Source organism: Corallococcus sp. AB011P, assembly GCF_003611605.1.
Taxonomy (GTDB): Bacteria; Myxococcota; Myxococcia; order Myxococcales; family Myxococcaceae; genus Corallococcus; species Corallococcus coralloides.
The window spans coordinates 25,873-47,885 of the sequence record NZ_RAVX01000004.1; the positions used below are offsets into that span (position 1 = coordinate 25,873).

General features: G+C 71.2%; 17 protein-coding genes. 6 read left to right on the forward strand and 11 right to left on the reverse strand.

Features of this window, described 5'->3' with window-relative positions; all coding sequences use genetic code 11:
• Positions 1-13 precede the first annotated feature (13 nt).
• The 3 genes from D7X30_RS13435 (at position 14) to D7X30_RS13445 (ending at position 6,204) form a co-directional block, all read left to right on the forward strand.
• Positions 14-1,474 carry an RIP metalloprotease gene (locus D7X30_RS13435; RefSeq protein ID WP_120563327.1) on the forward strand — a complete coding sequence of 487 codons (1,461 nt, stop codon included), beginning with the start codon at positions 14-16 and terminating at the stop codon, positions 1,472-1,474.
• 163 nt (positions 1,475-1,637) lie between these two features.
• The gene (locus D7X30_RS13440; RefSeq protein ID WP_120563328.1) at positions 1,638-5,438 is read left to right on the forward strand and encodes an ATP-binding protein; all 3,801 of its coding nucleotides are present in this window, start codon (positions 1,638-1,640) and stop codon (positions 5,436-5,438) included.
• Positions 5,439-5,523: 85 nt separating this feature from the next.
• Positions 5,524-6,204: a hypothetical protein gene (locus tag D7X30_RS13445; RefSeq protein WP_120563731.1), complete on the forward strand. Its 681-nt coding sequence runs from the start codon at positions 5,524-5,526 to the stop codon at positions 6,202-6,204.
• 10 nt (positions 6,205-6,214) lie between these two features.
• Here D7X30_RS13445 and D7X30_RS13450 read toward each other — a convergent pair whose 3' ends face one another.
• From D7X30_RS13450 to uppS, 10 genes are all read right to left on the reverse strand, one after another.
• Positions 6,215-6,877, reverse strand: a complete 663-nt coding sequence (locus D7X30_RS13450) for a molybdenum cofactor biosynthesis protein MoaE (RefSeq protein WP_120563329.1) — start codon at positions 6,875-6,877, stop codon at positions 6,215-6,217.
• A 24-nt stretch (positions 6,878-6,901) separates the two neighbouring features.
• Positions 6,902-8,719 carry a PKD domain-containing protein gene (locus D7X30_RS13455; protein WP_120563330.1) on the reverse strand — a complete coding sequence of 606 codons (1,818 nt, stop codon included), beginning with the start codon at positions 8,717-8,719 and terminating at the stop codon, positions 6,902-6,904.
• An 11-nt stretch (positions 8,720-8,730) separates the two neighbouring features.
• Positions 8,731-9,450, reverse strand: coding sequence for an MXAN_2562 family outer membrane beta-barrel protein (locus D7X30_RS13460; protein ID WP_120563331.1), 720 nt, complete (start codon positions 9,448-9,450; stop codon positions 8,731-8,733).
• Positions 9,447-10,478, reverse strand: coding sequence for an MXAN_2561 family MXYO-CTERM-anchored protein (locus tag D7X30_RS13465; RefSeq protein ID WP_120563332.1), 1,032 nt, complete (start codon positions 10,476-10,478; stop codon positions 9,447-9,449). The genes D7X30_RS13460 and D7X30_RS13465 overlap by 4 nt, the downstream gene beginning before the upstream one ends.
• A gap of 126 nt (positions 10,479-10,604) precedes the next feature.
• Positions 10,605-11,636, reverse strand: coding sequence for an aspartate-semialdehyde dehydrogenase (locus D7X30_RS13470; protein WP_120563333.1), 1,032 nt, complete (start codon positions 11,634-11,636; stop codon positions 10,605-10,607).
• A gap of 67 nt (positions 11,637-11,703) precedes the next feature.
• Positions 11,704-12,447: a tRNA (adenosine(37)-N6)-threonylcarbamoyltransferase complex dimerization subunit type 1 TsaB gene (gene tsaB, locus D7X30_RS13475; protein WP_120563334.1), complete on the reverse strand. Its 744-nt coding sequence runs from the start codon at positions 12,445-12,447 to the stop codon at positions 11,704-11,706.
• Between the two features lie 22 nt (positions 12,448-12,469).
• Entirely contained in the window at positions 12,470-12,955 is a 486-nt protein-coding gene (locus D7X30_RS13480) for a septal ring lytic transglycosylase RlpA family protein (protein ID WP_120563732.1), read from the reverse strand.
• Between the two features lie 10 nt (positions 12,956-12,965).
• On the reverse strand, positions 12,966-14,597 hold the full coding sequence (gene rseP / locus D7X30_RS13485) for an RIP metalloprotease RseP (protein WP_120563335.1): 1,632 nt from the start codon (positions 14,595-14,597) through the stop codon (positions 12,966-12,968).
• 84 nt (positions 14,598-14,681) lie between these two features.
• Positions 14,682-15,509 (reverse strand): phosphatidate cytidylyltransferase, encoded by an 828-nt coding sequence (locus D7X30_RS13490; protein WP_120563336.1) that lies wholly within the window; start codon positions 15,507-15,509, stop codon positions 14,682-14,684.
• On the reverse strand, positions 15,506-16,303 hold the full coding sequence (gene uppS, locus D7X30_RS13495; protein ID WP_120563733.1) for a polyprenyl diphosphate synthase: 798 nt from the start codon (positions 16,301-16,303) through the stop codon (positions 15,506-15,508). The genes D7X30_RS13490 and uppS overlap by 4 nt, the downstream gene beginning before the upstream one ends.
• A gap of 138 nt (positions 16,304-16,441) precedes the next feature.
• On the opposite strand from uppS, the gene D7X30_RS13500 reads away from it, so the two are divergent.
• From D7X30_RS13500 to D7X30_RS13510, 3 genes are all read left to right on the forward strand, one after another.
• The gene (locus tag D7X30_RS13500; RefSeq protein WP_158619258.1) at positions 16,442-17,260 is read left to right on the forward strand and encodes a tetratricopeptide repeat protein; all 819 of its coding nucleotides are present in this window, start codon (positions 16,442-16,444) and stop codon (positions 17,258-17,260) included.
• 284 nt (positions 17,261-17,544) lie between these two features.
• Positions 17,545-18,180, forward strand: coding sequence for a putative metal-binding motif-containing protein (locus D7X30_RS13505; RefSeq protein ID WP_158619259.1), 636 nt, complete (start codon positions 17,545-17,547; stop codon positions 18,178-18,180).
• 41 nt (positions 18,181-18,221) lie between these two features.
• Positions 18,222-19,982 carry a DUF4215 domain-containing protein gene (locus tag D7X30_RS13510; protein WP_158619260.1) on the forward strand — a complete coding sequence of 587 codons (1,761 nt, stop codon included), beginning with the start codon at positions 18,222-18,224 and terminating at the stop codon, positions 19,980-19,982.
• A 20-nt stretch (positions 19,983-20,002) separates the two neighbouring features.
• On the opposite strand, the gene D7X30_RS13515 is transcribed toward D7X30_RS13510, so the two are convergent.
• Entirely contained in the window at positions 20,003-21,856 is a 1,854-nt protein-coding gene (locus D7X30_RS13515; RefSeq protein ID WP_120563340.1) for a serine/threonine-protein kinase, read from the reverse strand.
• Between the last annotated feature and the right edge of the window lie 157 nt (positions 21,857-22,013).

Consider the following 22,013-nt stretch of genomic DNA (forward strand, 5'->3'; position numbering starts at 1 on the left):
CGGGCCTCCACGGATGCACTACCTCTTCGTCCTCCTGGCTCTTGGAGCGCTGCTCATCGTCCATGAGCTGGGGCACCTGGTGGCCGCGCGCCTGTTGGGCGTGCGGGTGCCGCGCTTCACCGTGGGCTTCGGGCCGCCGCTCCTGTCATTCCGGCTGGGCGGGACGCAGTTCGTGCTGGGCGCGGTGCCGCTGGGCGCGTCCGCGAACCTGCAGGGGATGAACCCGCACCGCTCCGCGGAGGAGGACACGTCCGGGTTCGGCACGCTGGGGCCGCTCAAGCGGATGGCCATCATCCTCGCGGGGCCGCTGGCGAACTACGCGGTCGCGTTGGGGCTCCTGTTCGCGCTGTATTCGTCCGGGACGCACGTGGTGGTGCCGCTGACGGTGGGCACGGTGCTGCCGGGTTCGGAGGCCGCGCGGGCGCAGCTGTTGCCGGGGGACCGGCTGGTGGGCGTGGACGGCAAGCCGCTGGCGAGCTGGTCGGACTTCGTCGCGCGGGTGGCGGACGGCGTGGGCGGGCAGCTGGAGCTTTCGGTGGACCGGCACGGCGAGCCGCGCAAGGTGACGGTGCGGCCCCGGGCGGACGAGCGCGGCGCGGGGCGCATTGGCGTGAGCCAGCAGTACGTGTTCCGCACGCACGCCCCTGGCGAGGCGTTCACCCAGTCGCTGGTGCACACCGGGCGCGTGGCGTCCGAGGCGCTGTCCACGCTGGTGGCGATGGTGCGCGGGCCGGAGGTCGCGGGCAAGGCCGGGCCGGGCGCGCTGATGCGCCAGGAGTCGTCCGACGTCGCGTCGTCCACGGCGTCCGGGGCGGATGCGCTGGTGCGCGCGTTGGTGGCTGCCTCCGTGGCGCTGGCGATGCTGACGCTGGTGCCGGTGCCGGGACTGGATGGTGGCCGGGTGCTGCTGCTCGCCATCGAGGCGGTGAGCGGCCGGCGCATTCCTCCGCGCGTGGAGACGGTGGCGCAGACGGCCGGGTTCCTCTTCCTGTCGATTGGCATCGTGGCCACGGCGGGCGCGGAGATCCGCCGCGCGCTGCCGTCGCCAGAGGCTCCGCCCCCTGGAGTGAAGCCCCCCGCCGTCGCGCCCGTCGCCACGCCGGCTCCGGCCGCGCTGGATGCGGGCGTCGTCGCGGTGGCGAGCCCCGCGCCGGTGGCGACGAAACCGGTGGCCGTGGCCCCCGCGATTCCGGATGCAGGGACGCCCGCGGCCGCGGCCGCTGCCGCTCCTCGGGTGCAGGACGCGGGCACGGTCGTGTCCGTCACCGCGCAGCCGGATGCGGGCTCGGCCGTGTCCGTCACCGCGCGGCCGGATGCGGGCTCGGCCGTGTCCGTCACCGCGCGGCCGGATGCGGGCTCAGCCGTGTCCGTCGCCGCGCGGCCGGATGCGGGGACGTCCGGGTCCGCCGTCGCGCCTCTGGACGCGGGGACTTCCGTGCAGCCGGCGCGCGTCGTGACGCCTTCGTCTCCCTGAGGCGTCCGCCCGCCTGCTCCACTGGCCTCCCGCCTGGGAGCGGAGCCTTTGTTGGATGGCGGGTGCCGCACGGTCGCGGTCGGCCTCAGTGATTGCACGGCCGCATGTGGGCCAATAGAAGCCCAAGGCTTCTTCCACCTCGCGCCGTCCTTCAGAGATCCGCATGCTCCAGTCCCCGTTCCCCGCCGTCCCCCCTTCCGAGGAGCGCCACTTCGCGGGCGGCGGTGAGATGGGTGAGCTGGTGCGCTCGCTGGACTGGTCCCGCACGCCGCTGGGTCCGTCACGCGACTGGCCCGTCAGCCTGAAGACGATGGTTGGCGTCGTCCTCCACAACCGGTTCCCCATGCTCATGTGGTGGGGCCCGGAGATGATCCAGGTCTACAACGACGCGTACCGTCCGGTGCTGGGCCGCAAGCACCCGGGCTCCCTGGGCGCGCCGGGTGAGAAGATCTGGTCGGAGATCTGGGACGTCGTCGGCCCCATGGCGCGGGGCGTGCTCAACGGCGGCCCCGCCACCTGGAGCGAGAACCTGGCGCTGTTCCTCAACAGCCGGGGGTTCGTCGAGGAGACGTTCCACACGTTCTCGTACAGCCCCATCCCCGACGAGCAGGGTGGCGTGGGCGGCGTGCTCGTCACCGTGAGGGAGACGACACAGGAAGTGCAGCTCGACCGGCAGCTGCGCATGCTGCGCGACCTGGCGGCCCGCTCCGCCGACACGAAGTCCCCGGAGCAGGCGTGCCACACCAGCCTGGACGTGCTCGCGGGCAACGACCTGGACCTGCCGTTCTCCCTGCTCTACCTGCTGGACGCGAACGGCGACACCGCGCGCCTCGCGGGCAGCAGCCGATTGCCCGACACCGTCCTGGCCGCGCTGCCCGCGCAGCAGTCCCTCTCCACCGAGTCCGGCACCGACTGGCCCTTCGCCGAGGCCGCCCGCACCGGCGACGCCGTCGTCGTGAAGGACCTGGGGCAGCGCCTCCACGGCCTGCCCGGAGGCCGCTGGAACACGCCGCCGTCGCTCGCCGTGGTGCGCGCCCTGACGCGGCCTGGACAGTCGCGGCCGTCCGGCTTCCTCGTGGGCGGCGTCAGTCCCCGGCGGCTGCTCGACGCGAGCTACCACGCCTTCTTCCAGGCCACCGCCGAGCAGGTCGCCGCCTCGGTCGCCAACGCGCGCGCCTATCAGGAGGAGCGTCAGCGCGCGGAGGAGCTCGCCGCGCTGGACCGCGCGAAGACGGCCTTCTTCAGCAACATCAGCCACGAGCTGCGCACGCCGCTCACGCTGCTCTTGGGTCCCACCGAGGACGCGCTCGCCAGCCCCGAGCGAACACTCCAGGGCGACTCGCTGGAGACGGTGCACCGCAACGCCGTGCGGCTGCGCAAGCTGGTCAACACGCTGCTGGACTTCGCGCGCATCGAGGCCGGGCGCGTGCGCGCCGCCTACGAGCCCACCGACCTGGCCGCCCTCTCCGCCGGGCTCGCCAGCGCCTTCCGCTCCGCCATCGAGCGCGCGGGCCTGGTGCTCGACGTGGACTGCCCCACCCTGCCGGAGCCGGCCTGGGTGGACCACGAGATGTGGGAGAAGATCGTCCTCAACCTCGTCTCCAACGCGCTGAAGTTCACCTTCACCGGCACCATCACCGTGGCGCAGGCGCTGAAGGACGGGCACATCGAGCTGCGTGTCACCGACACCGGCACGGGCATCCCCGCGCACGAGCTGCCCCGCCTGTTCGAGCGCTTCCACCGCGTCCACGGCGCCCGCGCGCGCTCCCACGAAGGCTCCGGCATCGGCCTGGCGCTGGTGCACGAGCTGGTGCGGCTGCACGGCGGCACCCTCACCGTCCAGAGCGAGCTGGACCGCGGCACCACCTTCACCGTGCGCATCCCCACGGGCTTCGCGCACCTGCCGCCGGAGCACGTGACGTCCGCGAAGAGCCAGCGCTCGCTGCCCGCGGGCGCGGACCCCTACGTACGCGACGCGCTGGGCTGGCTCACGGAAGTGCCGCCCCCTCCGGGCGAGGACGGCGGGACGCCCCCGGCCCTCGACCCGGCGTCGATGGGCATGGAGGAGCGCGGGCGAGTGCTGCTCGCGGACGACAACGCGGACATGCGCGAGTACGTGGGCCGGCTGCTGGGTGCGCACTGGACGGTGGAGGCGGTGGCGGATGGCGAGGCCGCGCTCCAGGCCGCGCTCGCCCGGTCCCCGGACCTCATCCTGTCCGACGTGATGATGCCCCGGATGGACGGCTTCGAGCTGCTCCAGGCCCTGCGCGCGGACGAGCGCACCCGCACGGTGCCCGTCATCCTGCTGTCCGCCCGCGCGGGCGAGGAGGCCCAGGAGGAGGGCCTCACCGCGGGCGCGGATGACTACCTGGTGAAGCCCTTCTCCACGCGCGACCTGCTCGCGCGCGTCACCGCGCAGCTCACCCGTTCCCGCCTGCGCAAGCTGGAGGCCGCGCACGGTGAGCGGCTGGCGCGCATCTTCCAGCACGCGCCCGTGGGCATCGCCATCCTGCGCGGCCCGGAGCACGTCTTCGAGTTCGCCAACGAGAACTACCTCAAGCTCATCGCGCACCGGAACGTGACGGGCAAGAGCATCCGCGAAGCCCTGCCGGACCTGGCGCACCAGGGCATCTACGAATTGCTGGACGGCGTCTACGCCACGGGTGAGCCGCACATCGGCCGCTCGCTGCGCGTCGTCTTCAACGACGGCCCCAACCAGTCCGCGCGCGAGGTGTTCTCCGACTTCGTCTACCAGCCCATGAGCGACGCGAAGGGCCAGGTGGAGTCCATCATCGTGGTCGCCTTCGACGTGACGGAGCTGGCCACCGCGCGCCGCGAGGCGGAGTCCGCCAACCGCGCCAAGGACGAGTTCCTCGCGATGCTCGGCCACGAGCTGCGCAACCCCCTGGCCCCCATCCTCACCGCGCTCCAGCTGATGCGCCTGAGGGGAGAAACGGCGGCGGAGCGCGAGCGGACGCTCATCGAGCGGCAGGTGACGCACCTGGTGCGCATGGTGGACGACCTGCTGGACGTCAGCCGCGTCACCCGGGGCAAGGTCACCCTCAAGCGCGAGCGCGTCACGCTCACCGACGTGGTGGCCAAGGCCATCGAGCAGATCAGCCCGCTCATCGACCAGCGCCAGCACACGCTGGAGGTGGACCTGCCGGACCGGGGCATGGACCTGCACGGCGACCCCACGCGTCTGGCGCAGGTGTTCGCCAACCTGCTCACCAACGCCGCCAAGTACACGGAGCCGGGCGGCTTCCTGGCCGTGACGGGCACGCGCGAAGGCCGGGAGCTCGTCCTGAGCGTGCGCGACACCGGCGTGGGCATCGATCCGGAGATGCTGCCGCGCGTGTTCGACCTGTTCGTCCAGGAGCATCAGGCCCTGGACCGCTCCCAGGGTGGACTGGGGCTGGGGCTCGCCATCGCGCGCAGCCTGGTGACGCTGCACGAAGGCGCCATCAGCGCGCACAGCGCGGGCCGGGGCCGCGGCAGCACCTTCACCGTGCGCCTGCCCGCGCTGGAGGCGGAAGCCCCCGCCGCGCTGCCCACGCCGCAGCCCGGCGCGCTCATCCCCCAGGAGCCCACCGCCGTGAGCGCGCGCGTGCTCATCGTGGACGACAACCGGGACGCGGCGGACGTGCTGTCCGAGTCCCTGGAGTTCCTGGGCTGCACGACGCGCGTGTCCTACGACGGCCCCAGCGGCCTGGAGGCGGCGAAGGAGTTCCGCCCCGAAATCGCGCTCCTGGACATCGGCCTGCCGGTGATGGACGGCTACGAGCTGGCCCGCCTGCTCCGCCAGCAGGAGGAGCCCCGCCCCCTCAAGCTGGTGGCGGTGACGGGGTACGGCCAGGAGTCCGACCGCCAGCGCTCCAAGGCCGCGGGCTTCGACGCGCACCTGGTGAAGCCGCTGCACTTCGAGACGCTGGAGGCCCTGCTCAAGGAGCTGACGGGCGCCTGAGGGGCAGGCCGCCCGTCGGCCAGGGGACGTCCGGCCCCACGAAGCCGGGCCGGGCGGCCGCCAAGGCCTTATGCTCCGGCCCCACATGCCCACGCCTTCCGCGACCTCCGCCTCCGTGGCGGACGGTGGACTCTTCTGCGAGCTGTACTGGGGCACCTCCCTGGCGGAGGCCTGGAGCTATGGCCCCGAGCTGGGCCAGGTCCACGCCGCGCCCGACGAGGCGGCCCCCCTGCCCCTCTACGGCTTCACGCTGCCGGAGGAGCCCTTCCTCCTCGCCGAGCGCACCCCGAAGGGCTGGCGCATCCACGTGCCGCCGTCCGCCCGCGTGGAGAAGCGCCTCAAGGGCAACGACTTCCAACCGGTGGGCCCCGACGAGCTGACGGGCGCGCCGGGCCGCACGGCGGTGGAGCTGCACGAGGGCATGACGCTGCGCCTCGTGGAGGGCGAGCTGAACCTGCTGGTGCAGCCGTCGGTGGTGAAGGAGCGCGCGGGGCGCTTCCTCGTGAAGGACGTGGCCTGGATCATCACGGTGGCCATCCTCTTCCTGAGCGCGCCCGTCGCCTTCCTCGTCATGGGGCCGGATCCGGCGCGCATGGCAGCGAACAACGCGCGAGCGCTGCAGGTGGCGCACGACAAGGAAGAGGCGCGGCGCAAGGCCATGGGGTTGGACAAGCCCCTCAAGCCGCTGACGGAAACCGAGCGCGCCGCGCAGAAGCAGGACGGCGGCGCGCGCGTCACCGTCCCGGCGAGCTTCGGCGTGCGCTAGGGACGCGGGCTCAGGGCCCCAGGCCCACCCAGACCTCGCCGTCCTCGAAGAACTCCTTCTTCCAGATGGGCACGTCCTGCTTGAGCCGCTCGATGGCGTACTCACAGCCCAGGAAGGCCTCCTTGCGGTGCGCGGAGGCCGCGGCGATGACGACGGCCAGCTCGCCCGGCACCAGGGTGCCCACGCGGTGCATGATGGCCAGCCGCGTCCCCGGCCACGTCCGCGCCACCTCGTCGCCAATCTCCGTGAGCTTCGCCTCCGCCATGGGCGCGTAGGCCTCGTACTCCAGCCGGAGCACGCGCCGGCCCTTCGTCTGGTCGCGCACGGCGCCGGAGAACGTCACCAGCCCGCCCGCCCCTTCCGAGGCCACCGCGTCCACGACCTCCGAGAGCTGGAGCGGCCGGCCCACCACGCGGAAGAGGCGCGGCGCCCCACCGGCCACGGGCGGAATCAACGCCAGCTCCGCGTCCGGCGCCACCGGTGAGTCCAGCCCCACGAACTGCTGCTGCACCGCCACGCGCAGGTGCGGCAAGAGCGGCGCCAGCGGCGGGTGCTTCGCGGCGAGCAGCGCGAGCACGTCCGAGACGCGAGAGCCGGGTGGCACGTCCAGCGACTCGCGGGACAGGCCCGCGCGCTCGCGGGCCGCGGCGAAGTACAGCACCGTGACGGACATGGCCTGCCTCCTGCTGGCGTGTCCCTAGCGCTCGCGCAGCACGACGCGGCCCTGGAGCCGCCCGCCGCCGTCCACCGGGGAGAAGTCGAGGAACCCGTACTCGAAGGGAGTGAACTTCTCCAGGAGCGCCGACACCAGGAGCTGGCTCGCCAGGAGTTCTCCCGTGCCGACACCCGACACCGAGCGCACCCCGGCGAGGTCCGCCCTCAGTCGCCCCATGTCCACCATCAGCGACAGGTGGCCCGGCCCGAACGCCTCCGCGCCGAAGCGCGTGCGCAGCGTCGCGCCCACGTCCCCCAGCTCGCGGCCGGTGAGCACCTCGCCGGCCTCCAGCGTGGCGCGCTCCGGGGTGAGCGAGAGCGACACCGGCTGCTCCATGAGCCGCGTGCGGAAGCGCGTGGTGTTACCCTGCGCCTCCTTCTGGAAGACGAGCCCGTTGTCCTCCAGCTGCTTCTGGAGGAGCTTCAGCACCGGCTGCACGGACGCGAGCCCCGCCTCCATCACCACCGTGCCCTTGGGCGCGGGGCGCCGGTCCCGGATGAAGCTCCGGAAGAAGGCCGCCGCGTCGAAGTAGACGAGCATCGCCACGTCCCCGCGCAGCGCCTTCAGGAGCGGCTCCGCGTCCAGCCCCTGCGCGCGCCAGCGCTCCAGCGTCCGCTGCCGCCGGGGCGACTCCGGAGAGCCGAACACCAGCCGCGCCAGCTCCTCCGGAGGCACCGACAGCTGCGCCGCCGCCACCGGCCCCACCGCCGCGCGTCCCAGCAGCTGCGACGCCGGCCCCCGCGCGCCGCCCAGGAGCGGCCGGGACGAGGACAAGAAGCCGTCCAGCTCCGCCTGGTCCGCCTGCACCGCGAGCGCGCCGAAGAAGCCGCGCACCGGCATGTCCTCCTTCTCCGCCTCCGGCACCGGCGGCGCGGAGAAGAGGAACACGCTGCCGTCGCGCACCTTGCCGCGCAGCTCCGCCAGGAGCGCGTTCTCTGAGATGCCCGGCCCGGACAGCGCCTCCACCTTGCGGCGCACCTGCTCCACGTCCGGGGACTCCTGCACCGCCAGCGCCTTCACCGGCTCCCCGGGCTCCGGCGCGTCCGGCGAATCCGGCGAATCCGGCACCGCGAGGTACACGTAGCCCCGGTCCGCGAACAGCAGCATGGCGTTGCCGCCGTCCACTGGCTCCACGCGAGCGCTGCCGTCCTCGCGGGGCAGCACCCGGTGGCCGGCGTCGCGCAGCTCGCGCGCCACGGCCGAGAGCGCCGCCCGCGAATCCGTCACGCCCAAGAGCGCCACCACGCCGTCGAAGTCCGGCAGCAGGAAGAAGCCGAAGCCCTCCTCGGGATCCACCTCCGAGGGACCGGGCCTCAGGCTGCGCAGGAGCAGCGGCACGAGCGGCGTGTCCGCCAGCGTCTGGCGCACGTTGCCCTCGCCCACCAGCCGCCCGTAGAAGTTCACCAACCCCTCCACGTTGCCGCGCAGGCGGGGCACCCAGAGGACCGTCTGCGCATCCTCGGGCACCGCGCGGAGCACCGGACGCGGCACCACGGTGAGCACCACCCGGGCCAGCTCCTTGTCCCCGTCCAGCGCCCGCACGGTGTAGCGGCCGGCGGTGGCCCAGGCGTGCTTCACGCCCGGCACCGTCTGGGGAGGCGTGCCGTCCCCGAAGTCCCAGGTGATGGAGGGCGCCTTCGGGGAGGTGGAGCCGAAGGCCTCCGGCACTCCCGCCTCCAGCGTGCGCTCCGGCCCCAGGTCCGCCCTCAGCCCCCGGCAGCCGGAGGCCCCCAGGCCCACGGCGGCCACGAGGAGGAGGAACGGAAGCGGGGACGGGTGCGCGCGCGGTCGGGAGGCCATGGGCCTTTCGGTTAGTAGTCCAACGCCAGACCGAACATCCAGCGCCGGCTGCCCAGGTTCAGGCCCTTGCCGCCGAAGTTGTTCACATCCGCATGCGTGTACTCGGCGAAGAGGTACGAGTGGTTCACGCCCAGGTCCGAGTCGAAGTCGCGCGCGAAGCGCGGCTCCAGCACGTCCAGGAGGAACGACACGCCGGCGGTGCCGCCCCAGCCCCACTTGCCGCCGCTGGCCTTGCTGCCCTCCACCACCTCCGTGGCGCTGCCCTTGGTCATCCACCACGGGGAGTAGATGAGGCCCAGCTTGGCGTACGGCACCAGCGGGATGCCCCAGCGGAAGGCCGCGTAGTCGAACTTGTAGAAGGCGTTGAGCTGGATGGGCAGCACCTTCAGCGCCGCCTTGTCCGCCGCCGCCGAGCCGTCATCCAGCTTGGCGTCCGCGTACTTCTCCCCGTAGCCCAGGCCCAGGCCCAGGCCCGCCGTGCCGATGCCCTGGTAGAAGAAGCGCTGGAGCTCCCCCTCGACGAGCAGCAGCGACGTGTCACCGAAGGTGTCCTCGTACGGCGTCGCGCCGTTGAGGGCCTTCTCGGTGTCGATGCGCGGCTTGTAGCCGCCCGCGCGGAAGATGACCGCACCGGTGCGCGGAGAGCGCGTGGGGATGGTCACCTCCTGCGCCACCGCCGGTACCGCCAAGAGAAGCGCCGCGACTCCCAGGCCCACAGCCGTGCTGCTCATGACACCTTCCTCCGAGACGACAGCCAGATGCCCAGGGCGGCCAGCACCGCACCACCCGCGATGCCGCCGCCAGCAGCGGCACACCCGCCGCGCTCCTGACCGCCATCTTCCACATACTGATCGAACAAACCATTGCTCTTCACGGGCGTCGCATCCACCTGGGCGGACCCACCGCTCACGTTGCCCGCGGCGTCGATGATGGTCGCCTGGAGCCGGTACGTCACGCCATTCGTGAGGCCGTTGACGACGACGTTGCCCTCGCCGGACGCCTTGGTGACGCGCGTCACCGGCCCCGTGGTGCCCTCCAGCGCCAGCGCGCCCACCAGCCCCTGCCCGCCGTCCTCCGTGCCCGCGTCCACGTCCGTCCCGGCATCGACGTCCGTGCCGGCATCCTCATCCGTCCCGGCGTCATCCGAGCCCACCGTGGCCACCCTCGCCGCCTCCACCACGACGGTGGAGTTCGCCTCGGCGCCGTCCACCTGCACCGACAGCGCCGAGTCCCGGACGATGACCTTGCCGATGCTGGGCGTGTTGGGCGGCTGCGGGTCGTACTTCACCACGAAGGGGGGGCTGCCCACATTGGAGAAGGTCTCCTGGCAGTCGAACCCCAGGCTGCCGCCCAGCCGCCGCGCGGACGCGCACAGCTTGAAGGAGATCTCCGTGTCCTGGGTGTCGCACGTCGTCACGGTGCCCGCGTCCGCGCTGCCGCCGCGCGCGGCGAGCGCATCCGCCACGGTGAAGCGCACCACGCCGCTCGTCGGGTCGGACGTGTCGACCGAATCCAGGAGCAGGTCCGTGGCCGCGGGCCGCGTGCCGCAGGACCCCGTGGTCACGTAGATATAGATCGAGTCATCACAGGCGTTCCCGTTGCGCTGCCAACTGAAGCGGCGCTCCTGGCCACATTCACTCTTGGGCACCGTGACGGTGTTGTTCGTGGCGGTGGATGAGCTCGTGAACTGCACCGTGGGCCCCGTCTGGGCCACGGCCGTGGACGCGAAGAGCAGGAGGCCAATGAAGGGAAGGCGCATGGATGGGCTGGAAGCTAGCAAGGGCGGGGCCACCCTCAAGCCCCGACCGGACGGCCTGTTTCCCAAGGAAAACCCCGGGTTCGCGCGCCAAACAGGCAAGGCGTCCCCGGGGGCTTTGCCAAAATGTCAGGCGGGGCGTTCCGCCAGCTTGAGGCCCGCGTCCACCAGGTGGGCAGCGGCCCGGCCGGCGTTGTCCACGGACGCGAAGAGCGTCACCCACTCCGGAGCCTGGGGGAAGGCGCGCACCCGGCCCACGTGGACGGCCGGGTCGCTCATCACCAGCATGGGCATGGGGTAGACGCGCTCGCCGGGGACATCCAGCACCTTGAGGGACGGGGACGTCTTCAGCGCGGCGCGCACCTGCTCCACCGGGCCCGGCTTCTTCAGCTGCACGTTCACGGTGAGGCCGTGGCCGTGGAAGGTGGGCACCTGCACGGCGGTGCCGGCCAGGACGGGCGTCTCACCCAGGGCGGAGAACAGGCGCGCGGCCTCCAGCGTCCAGCCGCCCTCCTCTTCCGTCCACGGGCTGTTCACCATGAAGCCGCCCACCTGGGGCACCAGGTTGAAGCCCACGCGGTGCGGGAAGGCCTGCGGCTCCGGCTCGCGGCCGGAGAGGAGGTCCGCGGTCTGCTTCTCCAGTTCGGAGATGCCGCGCACGCCCGCGCTGGAGGCGCCCATCAGCGCCGTCACCTGCGCGCGCACCACGCCGAACGCGCGGCGCAGCGGCTCCACCAGGTGCACGGTGGCGCTGGTGACGATGCCCGGCAGGCTCACCACCCGGCCCTTGAAGCTGAAGCCCGGCCCCAGGGCCTCCGTGTTGAAGCCCGGGAGGATGAGCGGCACGTTGCCGTCGCCGCGGAAGGCGCTGCTTGCGTCCACCACCCACGCGCCCGCGGCCTGCGCGGCCGGAGCCAGCGTGCGGGACGCTTCCGCCGGTGTGGCCAGCAGCACGACGTGGATGCCCCGGAAGGCCTCCGCCGAGGCCCGCTCCACCTCCAGCGTGTCCTCGCCGTACTCCACCTCCAGGCCCTTGGAGCGCTCCGAGCCGAAGGCCCGCACCTGCTCCATGGGCACGTCGCGCGCGTACAGGTTCGCCAGCACCTCGCGGCCCACCACGCCCGTGGCGCCCACCACGGCAATCCGAAGGTTCTCTCTCATGACGGGCTCCTTTACGTCAGCGCCTCCGCCCACGCGAGCACGACGAAGCGCCCTTGAGGCGGAGGCCTCAGTCTTCCTTCAACCGCGCCGTGGGCGCGGGGCCCGGCAGCGGCGGGAACTTCGGATTGCGCTCCGGTTCGGACGCGCGGACGTAGTGCGGCTCCAGGGCGAAGAGCGCCTGTTGCGAATAGGCCTCCGGCAGCCTCGCCAGCCGCCCCACCTCCACCGCGGACGGGAAGGCCGGGCCGGACAAGAGCCGGTGCGGCGCGACGCCGTGCTTCTCCAGCGCCTGGCGGTAGTCCGCGAGCGCGGGGCCCAGGGCCACGGCCGCCGGTTCGGCCGCCATGCGCCGCGCGACCTCTTCCGGCGACATGGCCGTCTCCGGCTCCAGCGCCTCCACGGCGAAGCCCACGCGGCGGTAGGCGCCCAGGTAGAGGTCGTCCTTGCGCGCCACGGCGAGGCAGAACAGGGGCACGCCCTCCGGCCCCTCCAGCGCCACCGCCGCCAGCGACGACGCGCCGGCCACCTTGAGGCCCGTGGCGTACGCCAGCGCCTTCACCGTGGCCAGGCCGATGCGCAGGCCGGTGAACGAGCCCGGCCCCAGGCCCACCGCCAGCCCCTCCAGGTCCTTCAGCTTCAGGCCGTGGCGCTGGAGCAGGTCCCCGACGACGCCGGGAAGCGCCTCGCTCTGCTTGTCCGGCGGCGGCACCACCACGTGCTCCACGGCGCGCACGGCGTCCCCCTGGCGTTCCACCAGGGCAAGCGACAGCGTCAGCGTGGAGGTGTCCAGCGCGAGCAACACAGGCGACATCCCTTCTTTCGTTTCAAGGCACTCAGGCCGGAACGGCCCAGAACTCCACCGGCACCCGCGACACGCGGTCGCTGCCGCACCGGTACAGCCGCACGCGAGCCAGGCCCTTGTCCAGCATGCCCAGCTGCTTCGCCGCGGCCTTCGACACATCGATGATGCGGCCGTCCACGAAGGGGCCGCGGTCGTTGACGCGCACCTCCACCTCGCGGCCGTTCTCCATGTTCATCACCTTCACGCACGCCCCGAAGCGCGCCGTGCGGTGCGCGGCGGTGAGGGCGTTCTGGTTGAACCTCTCCCCGCTGGCGGTGGGCCGGCCGTGGAGGCCGGGACCGTAGAAGGACGCGATGCCCTCACCCAGGTAGTTGCGCGGCATCTTCTCCCGGCGCGTCACCTTCGCGCCTTCGCCACCACCGGAAGGGGTCTCCGGCGGCTGGGGCTTCGCCGCGCGCTGCGCGCAGCCAGCGAAGAATCCCATCCCCAGCAGCAGGAGCGCGGTCCGTCCTCGCATCATCACCTCGTTAGCGGGTCACGTCGTTGGTCACGGCCAGCAGCATGAGCAGGATGAGCAGCGCCAGGCCCACCATGTTCGCCACTTCGCGCACGCGCACGGGGATGGGGCGGCGGCGGATGCCCTCCCACGCGGCGGACAGGAGGTGGAAGCCGTCCAGCACCGGGATGGGCAAGAGGTTCATCACGCCCAGGTTGATGGAGATGATCGCCATCAGGTTGAGGAAGCTGTCCAGGCCCTGCTCGGCGCTCTTCGCGGCCAGCTGGTACATCATGATGGGGCCGCCAATCGTGCTGGGCGACACCTTGCCCACGAACAGCCCGCCCAGCACCTGCACCATCTGCCCGACAATCTTGGGGACGATGAGCGCGGCCTCCTTGAAGGCGGCGGCCGGGCCCAGGTCGATGGTCACCTTCTCCACCGGCGGCAGGTCCGCGCTGCTGTAGCTCCACGGGCGCACGCCGAACACCAGCGGGGCGCTCGTCTGGCCGTAGTCGTCGCGCGTCTTGAGCGGCGCCTGCGCCAGCTGCTGCGTGCGCTCACCCTGGGCACCGCGCCAGGTGAGCGTGAAGGGCTGGGCCTGCAGGCCGTTGAGCACCGTCGCCAGCTTGTTGAAGGACTTCAGCGGCGTGCCGTTGATGGCGACGATGCGGTCGCCCGGCACGATGCCCGCGCCTTCCGCCACGCTGCCCGAAGCCACGCTCGCCACGTAGAGGTCCACGGCCTCCGCGCCCAGCGCCGCCGCGCCCTCGCCGGGCTGACGCGGCAGGGACACCTTCACCACTTCCGGCAGCCGGCCGGTGACGGCGCCCACGTCCACGGGGGCCAGGCGCGCCACGCTCAACTCCATGGGGGTGCCTTCCGGCACCTTGGCCACCTCCCGGTAGAGGGCGGCCTCGTCCTGCACGTGCACGCCGTTGACGGACAGCACGCGGTCGAAGCTCTTGAGGCCCGCGGTGGCCGCGGGGGACGTCGCCGGCACACCCACCACCGGCGGCTGCGGGTAGGGGCTCACGCCAATCATCCCGCGCTCGATGGTGTCCACCGGGGACACCTCCGAGCTCTTCTCCGGCGTCACCTCCACCACCTGCTGCTTCCCGTCGCGCTCCAGGGTGATGGGGACGGGGCGGTTGAACTTGCCGACGAACGCGTCGCGCATGTCGTCGAAGGTGCGGACCGGCTCGCCCTCCACGGACAGGATGCGGTCACCGGGGCGGACGCCCGCGGCGGCGGCGGCCATGTCCGGCGACACCATGCCCACGCGCGTGGACAGCGTCTCCTGGGGCCCCAGGAAGACGAAGAAGTAGACGAAGATGGGGAACAGCAGGTTGAAGGCCGGGCCCGCCAGGACGATGAGCCCGCGCTTCCAGGGCGGCTGCGCCAGGAAGCCGCGCGCGGCCTCTTCCGGCGGGAGCTCTTCGTGCGGAAGGTCTCCGGCCATCTTCACGAAGCCGCCCAGGGGCAACAGCGCCACCTGGTACTCCGTCTCACCCTTCGTGAAGCCGATGATCTTCGGACCGAACCCGATGGAGAACTTGAGGACCTTCACCCCGCAGGCCTTGGCCACGAGGAAGTGGCCAAGCTCATGCACCGTGACGAGCACGCCCAGCAGGAGGATGAAGTACCCGAGGTTCAGGAGCATGGCCGGAAGAGTAATCGCGGCCCCCGGGACGGACAACGCACAACGCAAGCCGCAAGGCGGGCGGCCAGGCGCGAAATCAGGCACTTACGGCAGCAGGTGCCTCACGAACTGCACATAGACGAACACCAGCGGCGCATTGAAGATGAGCGCGTCGATGCGATCCAGCACGCCGCCGTGTCCGGGAATGAGCTTTCCGGAGTCCTTCACGCCGTAGGCGCGCTTGAGCATGGACTCGCAGAGGTCACCCACGGGGCCCAACAGGCCACCCGCGATGCCCAGCACAACACAGTCCCACACGGTGAAGATGGGGAAGAAGCCGAGCTTGGCGACGAACATGCCCAGCACGGAGCCGACCATGCCGCCGAAGAAGCCCTCCCACGTCTTGTTCGGGCTCACCGCGGGGTAGAGCTTGTGCTTCCCCAAGAAGCGGCCGGCGAAGTACGCCAGCGTGTCGTTGGCCCAGGTGATGGTGAGCGCGCAGATGACCCACGCGTGCCCTTCCGGCAAGAGGCGCAGCGCGGACAGCGCGGTGAGGCCAATGGAGCCGTAGAGGAAGCCCGTGACGAGGTGCGCGGCCCGGGTGGGGGCCTCCGCGAGCACGCCCCGGAACAGGTTGTAGATCCACGCGAAGAAGAAGAAGACGGACGTGAGCCAGAAGGCCGCCTCGCCGGTGCGCGCGGCGTCCCGCAGCGGCAACAGCGGCATCACGAAGGCGAAGGCCATGCCCACCCAGGCGGCGGCGCCCAGGCGCTTCTGCGTGATGAGGTAGTACTCGCCGGCGCACACGGCCGCGGCGGCACCCAGGAGGATGGCGCTGGAGTACCCGCCCAGGAACAGGAGCAGGAGCACCAGCGGCAGGAGGGTGACGCCTGTGACAACGCGGATGAGGAGGTTCTTGTTCTTCTCGTTCACGCCTTGGCCCGCTGGGGGGTGTCGTCCCGGTTGACCTGGGCGGACGTCAGACCGAAGCGCCTCTCGCGGCCCTGGTACTGCGACAGGCAGCGGAGGAACTCGTCGGTGCGGAAGTCGGGCCACAGGGCGTCGGTGAAGCACAGCTCGGCGTACGCCAGTTGCCAGAGCAGGAAGTTGGAGATGCGCTGCTCGCCGCTGGTGCGGACGATGAGGTCCACCGGCGGCAATCCCGCGGTCCACAGCCGGGACTCCAGGTCGTCCGCGTCCAGGCGCGCGGGGTCCAGCTCGCCGCGGGCCGCCGCTTGCGCCAGGTCGCGCGCGGCGCGCAGCAGCTCCTCGCGGCCGCCGTAGGAGAGCGCCAGGGTGAGCACCATGCCCGTGTTGTGGGCGGAGTCCGCCCGGAGGCGCTCCAGGGGCTCGCGGACGTAGCGGGGCAGCTTGTCCACCTCGCCAATGGCGTTGAGGCGGATGCCGTTGTCCAGGATTTCCGCGCGCTCGGACTCCAGGTACTCGCGCAGCAGGTCCATGAGGCCGGCGACCTCTTCCGGCGGGCGGGCCCAGTTCTGGGAGGAGAAGGCGTAGAGGGTGAGGGCCTGGACGCCGACGCGGCGGGCGGTGCGGGTGACTTCCCGGACGCTCACGCTGCCCTCGCGGTGTCCCTCCAGCCGGGGCTGGCCGCGAAGCTCCGCCCAGCGGCCGTTGCCATCCATGATGATGCCCACGTGGCGAGGGAGCGGCCGGGTCTTGACCTGGAGCTCGAGAGCGGTGGGCAACACTGTGGGAGGGCGATCCATGAAGCCGCGCACCCTAGCGGCGGCGCCGCGTCGCGTCCACGGGCGCGTGGCCGCCCGGTCCCCCTCCCTGGGTGGGCGGTCGTCTGGCGGGGTTGAACGGTTCATGAGGGGACACGAGCCCGGCTAGAGTGGTCTTCCATGAAAACTCCTCATGGGTGTCCCTCCTTCCGGGTGCTCGGCGGGCTGCTTGGGTTCTGGGTGTTGGGGGTGGGTCCGGCCTTCGGGCAGGCGGCGGGGACGGGGACGGCGGCGTCCCGGCCGGCGGGCACGTACTTCGACGCGGCGATGGCGGAGGCGGCCCGGCTCTATGAGGACCTGGAGTCCGAGCGGGCCCTGGCGGCGGTGACCCGGGCGCGGCGGCTGGCCCGCTCCGAAGAGGAGCGCAGCGCGGCGGCCATCTACGAGGGCGTCATCCTGGCGGACATGGGGCGGCGAGATGAAGCGCTGGCGTCGTTCCGAGCGGGGCTGCTGCTGGCCCCGGAGGCCCGGCTGCCAGCGAAGGTGTCACCCAAGGTGGAGGGGGACTTCGAATCGGTGCGGAGCGCGGTGCGGCAGGAGCGCGCGGCGGTAGCGAAGCCGGCGGATGCGCCGGTGGTGGAGCGTCCGGCGGCGTTGAGCCCGCCTCATGTCGCGGCGGCGCCTGCTCCGGGGGTGGATTTGAAGGCGGATGCCCGTGAGCGCGGGATGCGCCGGGTGCCGACGGTGTCGTGGGTGCTCTTGGGCACGGGGGTGGTGGCGGGCGGTGTGGGGTCCATCATCGGACTCCAGTCGCGCGGCAACGTGAGCTCCGCGCGTGAGGCGGACCTGTCCGCGGACGTGGGCGGGCATCTGGACGACGCGCGGGGGCAGGCGGTCGTGGCGAACGTGCTGTTCGGCACGGCGCTGGCGGCGGCGGCTGGCGCCGTCACCACGTACTTCCTCAGCGGTGAGTCCACGGCGTCGGCGGGTGGCCAGTGAAGTGCTGGCTCGCGACGGCCATCGCCTTGGGAATCGGGTGCACCGTCCCTGAGACAGACCAGGTCCTCCTGGAGCGGTTCTGTGAAGGGCGAGGGCCGCAGGCATTGGACGGTGTCCTGAGGGCGGATCCGAGCGCCTGCGACCGGGGCCTGGAGTTGACCCTCCAGCCCGTCGGTTTCAATCCCGGCTGCATCCGCGTGACCCTCAGGACCCAGGATGGCACCCGGACCGTGTCCACCCTCGTGCTGGGGCGACAGGAAGCACAGCCTGGGGAGCCCCTCCGGGTGGCGGTCTTGCTGGCCGACACCTGGCGAGGCGACGTCCTCTTCCACGTGGATGCGTTCGAGCAGACCTGCGACACGGCGCCCGTCGCGAGCCAGGTGCTCCCAGCCGTCCCGACGGACAAGGGACAGGTGGCCCAGGCGCGGCTCGACCTGACCGCCGAGGACCTGGACCAGGATGGGTTTGTCTCGGCGGCCCGGGGCGGTACCGACTGTGATGACGCGAACGCGGCCATCCATCCCGGCGCCGTGGAGCGGTGCAATGGGGTGGATGACAACTGCGTCGACGGCGAACGCGACGCCGTGGATGCCCCCACGTGGTACGCCGACACGGACCTGGACGGCCATGGTGGGACGCCGGTCCGCGCCTGCGTCGCCCCCGCTGGTGCGTATGCCGTGCGCGACGACTGCGACGACCGCAATCGCCTCGTCCATCCAGGTCAGGCCGAGTCCCTTTGCGATGGCAAGGACGACAACTGCGATGGCGACGTCGATGAAGGCTTCAATGTTGGCGCCGCTTGCACCACGGCGCAGTACCTCCCCGGCAGGCTGAACTGTGACGCCGCGGTTCCCACGCGCACCGTCTGCACGGCCATTCCTTCGGTCACGGGAACCGATTCCTCCGAGGTCGTGGAATGACGCCCCAGTCTTCTCACCGGCAGCTCGCATCATGCGCGTGGATGGTGCTGGCCTTTCTGCTTCCCCTGCTCACTGTCTGTTCCAACCCTCCGGACCGCACCTGCCCCTCGGGCTTGCTCTGTCCCGAGGGGCGCCAGTGCGCCGCGAAGCAGGACATCTGCATTCCCTCGGATTGTGGCGACGGCATCGTCCAGAACGGCGAGGCCTGTGACGACGGCAACGTCATCGACGGTGACGGCTGCAACCGCACGTGCACTTCGATGGAGGTGTGCGGGAACGGCGTCGTGGACATCGCCAAGGGCGAGAAGTGCGACGACGGCAACACGCTCGACGGTGATGCCTGCAGCGCGGACTGCCGCTCCAGCGAGGTCTGTGGAAACGGCGTGCGTGACACCTCCGTAGGCGAGGTGTGCGACGACGGCAACAACGTGAGTGGTGACGGGTGCAGCGCGGACTGCCTGTCCCTGGAGACTTGCGGCAATGGCTATACCGACGTCGCCAAGGAAGAGCGCTGCGACGACGGCAACACCGAGGAGGGGGACGGGTGCAGCGCGGACTGCCGTGTGGCGGAGGTGTGCGGCGACGGCGCTCGTCAGGGCCGCGAGCAGTGTGACACCCAGGGCGAGTCGAGCACCTGCAATGCCAACTGCACCCTACCGGCTTGTGGCGACGGAATCGTGAATGCCGCCGTCGGCGAGCAGTGCGACCACAACAACACGTCCTCGATGAACTGTCCCTATGGCCAGGCGACCTGCACCGTCTGCAGGGAGGACTGCAAGGCGTTCGTCACCGCCCAGGGCAACGTCTGTGGCGACGGTGCACGGGACACGGCCTATGAAGCCTGCGACGACAGCAACAGGACCACCGAGACTTCCTGTCCCTACGGGCAAGCGTCCTGCCAGCGGTGCAGCAGTGACTGTCAGTTCGCGCTCGCCCTCCAAGGCAATGTCTGCGGCGATGGCACCCAGGACCCAAGTACCGCGAATGAGGTGTGCGACGACGGTAACACCACGACCGAGACGACCTGCCCGTATGGAGTGGCGAGCTGCACGGTTTGCAGATCCGACTGCAAGGAAGCCTTGAGTGTCACGGGCAACACCTGTGGCGATGGCATACGGGACCCCGTCAACGAAGCGTGTGACGACGGCAATGTGATCACGGAGACAACCTGCCCCTACGGCGCAGAGAGCTGCCAGCGATGCAGCAGCGACTGCAAGACCGCTCTGTCTCTCCAGGGCAATGTCTGTGGCGACGGCGTGCAGGACCCAACCAACGAAGCCTGCGACGACGGCAACACCCTCACCTGCGGCTCGTGCAGCGCCGACTGCAAGGTGAAGACGCTCCAGGCGGCGACGGGCACCATCACGGCCACCTCCAGCGCGAACTTTTTAGACGAGGAGACGTTCACCATCAGCGACGGCATCAACGTGCCCGTCACCTTCGAGATAGACCGCAACAACAATCTCAAGAACCCCGCCAACCAGCGGGTGCCCGTCGGGAACGGCACCCCCGCGTCGCAAATGGCGCTCATCATCCGGGATGCCATCAACTCGGTGGCGGAGCCGTTCGAAATCGAGGCGTCGGTCGTCACCGGAACGTTCGTCGTGAACATCACCCACAACCTGAAGGGCTCGATCGGCAACCAGGCGATGACCGAAAAGATCAGCAACACCTCGTTCAAGGTGAACGGGCTGAACGGAGGCAGCGGCTACGACTGCACCCAGGGCACGAAGTGCATGGGCAACGAGGACTGCGCATACGACCTCATCTGCAATGGAGCCCGGGTCTGTAGCCCTCCCTGATCACGCTGTCAGGCAGCTGCTCACTCCGCCGCGAGGTTGAGCTTGAAGACGTTGTCCTGGCCCGCCTTCACTTCGAAAGAGCGGGTCACATCCTTGCCCAGGTCCTTGTTCACGACGCGCACCTGATGCGAGCCCTCCGTCGCCTCCACGGCGGCGAAGGGCGTCTGTCCCAGGCTCTTGCCGTCCAGGTACACCGTGCCGAACGGACGGACGCGGAACTCCACCTTGCCCTTGGGCAGGTCGCGACGGACCGGCGTGGCCACGCGGCGGACCGGCGGTGTGACCGTGCTGGTCGTCGCGGGCTTCACGGCCACCGGGAGTCGCGGAGTCGGCGCCACTTCGGCGATCACGCCCGCATCGCGCACCTCGGCGGGGCTCTCCGTCGCGGGCTTCACCTCGGCCACGACGGCGGGAGTGCCGCTGTCCACTGTCTCGGCGGCCACCGGTTCCACGCGCGCCTCCGCCACGACCGGCGTCACCTTCGGCTCCGGCGGCTTCACAGGCGCGTCGTCCTTCCGAGCCACCGGCGTGGGCACACTCGCGGGCGCAGCGGCCTTCTCACCCCGCCCCGCCACCGCCAATCCCCCAGCGAGCCCCAGCACGCTCACGGCCACCATCGCCCCCACCAGCTTCCGCCGGGAAGAGGGCACCGCTCCCGCAAGCAGGGGCTGCTCGGAGGCAGCCACCTTCGAGACCTCCTGAGGCAGAGCCCCGGAGGAGCCTCGCAGCAGACTCCCTGCCGAAGGTGTCGCGGGATCCGTCGCCGCGTCGAAACGGCTCGACGGCATGTCGTGCTGCGACGCCGTCACCGCGGGCGCAGCCATCGACCCTCGCGAGGCCAACGGCTCCCACGCCGTGCCCACACGGGCAGGCATGGGCGTCGTCGCCGCTTCCGGCGCAAGTGCCAAGGGCGCCGTCTCCCGCCCCTTCGCGGGCGTGTGCGCGACGGGCGTGGCATCCACCCCTTCCATCACCTGCGCCACCAGCCGGGCAATCTGGTACGCGCCCACCGGCTCGCCCAGCGACAGCACGAAGCGCTCCAGGTCCGCCTGGAACGCGCGGCAGTCCGGGTAGCGCTGCTCACGGTCCTTCGCGAGCGCCCGCTCCAGGATGCGCTGCATCGTCTCCGGCAGGTCCGGCCGGCGCTGCACCGCGGGCACGAAGGGCTCGAAGAGGATGGCCTGCATCATGCTCACGTCCGTCGTCGCGTCGAAGGGGCGCTTCCCGGTGAGCAGCTCGTAGAGCACGATGCCGAGCGCGTACACGTCCACGCGTCCATCCATGGGCCGGGCCTGCAACTGCTCCGGCGGCATGTACGCCACCTTCCCCTTCACCACGCCCGTCGCCGTGCGGTGACTCTGCCCCGCCACCTTCGCGATGCCGAAGTCCACCACCTTCACCGTGCCCTGCCGCGACACCAGCACGTTCTCCGGACTGATGTCCCGGTGCACCAGCCCCAGCGGGGCCCCCGTCTCCGGGTCCGACAGCTCGTGCGCGAACGCCAGCCCCTCCGCCGCGGCGGCCACCATCTTCGCGCACGCGCCCGGGGGCAGCGGCTGCTTCAGCTCCGCCGAGCGCTTGATGAGCCGGCGCAGCGTGGGCCCGTCGATGTACTCCATCGCCAGGAAGTAGCTGCCGTCCACCTCACCGAAGTCGAAGATCTGCACCACGTTCGGGTGGTCCAGCCGGGCGGCCAGCTGCGCCTCGCCCAGGAACATCTCCACGAACGCCTCGTCCTCCGCCAGGTGCGGCAGGATGCGCTTGAGCACCAGCGTCTTCTCGAAGCCCCGGGGGCCCGCGGCCTTCGCAAGGAACACCTCGGCCATCCCGCCCGAGGCGAGCTTCCGCACCAGCTGGTACTTCCCCAATTGCATGGACCCAGAGCTTTCCCATGGTTCGCCGGAAAGTGAAATCCCTGCCCCATCCGGAGCCTCTGGATGAGCCGATACTTCCCGATTTGCATGGCCCGTGAGGTTTCACAGGCCACACTGGAAAAATGAAACAGCCCAGGGGTCAGGCGTCCGCTGCCCC